Origin of the sequence: Arenibaculum sp., assembly GCF_035998295.1 — a bacterium.
In the GTDB taxonomy this organism is placed as follows: domain Bacteria; phylum Pseudomonadota; class Alphaproteobacteria; order Azospirillales; family Azospirillaceae; genus DASYHS01.
The window spans coordinates 1-2,879 of the sequence record NZ_DASYHS010000229.1; the positions used below are offsets into that span (position 1 = coordinate 1).

A 2,879-nucleotide genomic window follows, 5' to 3' on the forward strand; every position below is an offset into this window, starting at 1 on the left:
GATCGCAGGGGTGTGGGCGCTGTGGCGGCTCGGCCGCTGGCCGGCCTCGGGCCGCGGCGAGGTCGAAACCGCTTCGGGCCCGGTCGAATGCCGGGTTTCGGCCGGCGTCGCCGATCTCGTGGTCGAGTTCCTGTCCGCCGGCAATGGCGTGCGCGCGGTCGAGGACCCGTCAGGCGACCTGCTGGCCGCCCCGGCCGACGCGCTCGGCCTGCGGCCTGACGGCCTGGCGATCGTCAATGCCGGCGCCGCGCCGCCGAAGACGATCCTGCACCTCCCCGAGCCGATGCTTCTCGACCGCATCGAGGCCGATGCCGGCCGGGTCGCCGGCGCCTGCGACCGGCTCGGCAGCACCGGACTCTATCCCGTCGCCCCCCACCGGGACCGCCCCGGCCTGTTCGAGGCGCGGCAGTTCCCCTCCCGTGCCGGCTTCCTGGAGGACGCCGCGACCGGCGTCGCCGCGGCCGGCCTGGCCGCGGTGCTGGCTGCGCTCGGCGCGCTACCGCCCGACGGCCGCTTCGCCGTGCTCCAAGGCCGCGCGATGGGCCGCCCCTCCCGGATCGAGGTCACCGCCCCCCGGACGCTCCCGCCGGCGCGTTCCTGGTCGGCGGAAGGGTGACCCTGCACGCGCACCTTGCCTGAGCGCGCCGGCCGCGCCCGCGCGGCGCTCGGCGGTAGCGCCATACCGGAGGATGTGGTAGGCTGATCGTCGGTGTCGGCTTCCGTCCTTGCTCCGGGGGCCGGCACCGGTTCCGTCCCGGCTGCACCCCTGGGCCGTGACGGGCAATTGCGTGCAGATCTTCCCTCCTCGATGTGGCGGGCTCATCCCTCGGGCCCGCCACACATCGTTTCGGGGACGTCACGCAAGGACGAAGACGTCGTCTCCCTCGACCCGTACCTCGTGGACCTTCAGCGGCCGGGTCACCGGCAAGCCCTGCGGCGCGCCGGTGCGGACGTCGAACTGCCCCTGGTGGAGCGGGCATTCGACCAGATGCCCTTCCAGGTAGCCGTCGGTGAGCCGCGCGCGGCCATGCGTGCAGACATTCGCGGTCGCGTGCACCTGCCCGTCGACCCGGTAGAGCGCGATCGGGGATCCGCCGGCGTCGACCGCCGCCATCGCGCCCTCGGGCAGGTCGGAGAGGCTGGCGACGCGGTGCCAGGTTTGCTCGGTCATGCGCTCACACCGGGTAGATGAGGGAGTTGTCGATCAGGACGTCGTCGAAGACGCAGAGCTTCTCGCGGAAGCGCAGCACGCCGTCCGAACGGACCAGCGTGTCCAGGTAGCGGCCGACCTGGAACACGCGCGCCGGCTCGTCCGCCAGGATCTGGACGACCAGGTAGTTCGCCCGCACGCCGATCGACCCGTCGGCGCCGAGAGCATGGATGCGCGGGGCCGAGACGATGTGCCGGCAGGTGCGCGGCATGTACATCATGGTCTCGGTGATGCCCGTGACGCGGTCCTTCAGCATGCCGCGGCTCTCCGCCCACACCGTGCACAGGGGCAGCCCGCGCTCGAAATTCTCGCGCGGGATGATCTTGTAGACGCAGTCCTCGGTGAAGAAGTCCGGCCAGTCCGCGAAGCGCTGCTCGTCCAGGCATTCGGCATAGTCGGCGTAGAGGTCCGCGACCTCGAAACGCAGCTCGGGCGTGAGGGTGGCGATCATAGCCCCATCACCTCCCGGTAGTAGCGGTACATCGCCCGGATCGCCGTCTCGGTGACCATGTGGTCCGCGTTCCCAGTCCCGCGCCCGCCCATCTCGACGACCGCCCGGGCCTCGGGGTCGGACGATATGCCCTGCTGCGACATCTCGATCACCTCGCCGTCGTCGGCCGACACGTAGCCGGCCGGCCCGAACAGGTTCGCCTGGCGCAGGCGGCGGCGCGTCATCTCCTCGTCGTCGTCGGCATAGCCGAAATGGGTCCACACGAAGTCGAAGCAGCCCGGCCCGCGCGGGCGGATGTGGCGGGTCGACATCGAGTTGACCTGCTGCTGGAGGATCACGCTCGGGAACAGGGTCTGCATCACGACCGTCGCCTCGCCGGGCCATTCGTGGACGACGTCGAGGATGCGCGGGTCCTGGAGCTGCAGGTTCTCCTGGAACTGGCGCATGTCCTGAGTGACGTCGTTCAGGACCTTGTCGCCCTTGCGGCTGACCAGGACGCCGTGGCGGCCCGCCGGGTCCATCTCCACCGCCGACTTCTGGTCGGCGCGGAACAGGCCGAAGGTGACGAAGAACACGTGCAGGAGGCCCGCATGGTACGGGTCCTTGATGTTCTCCATCATCAGCTTCCAGTTCGCGGGGATGCGCTGGCGCGAATATCCCAGCAGCTTCAGCGGCCTGCCGTCATAGGTCCGGTCGTAGTACTGGAGCATCAGCGGCCCGAGATAGTCCTCGAACGAGGGGACCGCCGGGTCGAAGGAGGCGAAGACCAGCCCGTTGCGCCGCGCCACCTCCAGCCGGCGCAGCCCATTCGCCTTCGGGTCGAAGTCCGCCGGCATCCCGCCCTGCCCCTTCACCCCGCGCCGGAACGGCACGCCCATCAGTTCGCCCGTCGGCGCGTAGACCCATTGGTGGTAGGGGCAGACGAACTCCGTCGCGGTGCCGTGCTCGCGCTGGCAGAAGCGGACGCCGCGATGCGCGCACCGGTTCTCCACCACCGCCACCGCCCCGTCCTCGAGCCGGGTCGCGATCACCTGCCGCTCGCCGACGACCGAGCGCTTGAAGTCGCCGGGGTTCGGGATCTCCGCGTCCAGCGCGACGTAGCACCAGTGCGGGCCGTAGAAGATGCGCTCCAGCTCCCGCCGGTAGACCTCCGGGTCGCTGTAGAGCCAGTAGGGGATGCGGCTGACTTCGCCGGGCGGCCAGTGCCGCGCGCCATCC

General features: G+C 70.9%; 4 protein-coding genes. 1 reads left to right on the top strand and 3 read right to left on the bottom strand.

Going from position 1 to position 2,879, the window contains the following annotated elements:
* Positions 1-616, top strand: a 616-nt coding sequence (locus VGO20_RS22110) for a PhzF family phenazine biosynthesis protein (RefSeq protein ID WP_327504553.1), incomplete at its 5' end; no start/stop codon positions are given.
* Between the two features lie 240 nt (positions 617-856).
* On the opposite strand, the gene VGO20_RS22115 is transcribed toward VGO20_RS22110, so the two are convergent.
* The 3 genes from VGO20_RS22115 to VGO20_RS22125 form a co-directional block, all read right to left on the bottom strand.
* Entirely contained in the window at positions 857-1,171 is a 315-nt protein-coding gene (locus VGO20_RS22115; protein ID WP_327504554.1) for a non-heme iron oxygenase ferredoxin subunit, read from the bottom strand.
* Between the two features lie 4 nt (positions 1,172-1,175).
* Positions 1,176-1,661 carry an aromatic-ring-hydroxylating dioxygenase subunit beta gene (locus VGO20_RS22120; RefSeq protein ID WP_327504555.1) on the bottom strand — a complete coding sequence of 162 codons (486 nt, stop codon included), beginning with the start codon at positions 1,659-1,661 and terminating at the stop codon, positions 1,176-1,178.
* Positions 1,658-2,879: aromatic ring-hydroxylating dioxygenase subunit alpha (locus tag VGO20_RS22125; protein ID WP_327504556.1), on the bottom strand; the 1,222-nt coding region annotated here is incomplete at its 5' end. The genes VGO20_RS22120 and VGO20_RS22125, both read right to left, overlap by 4 nt.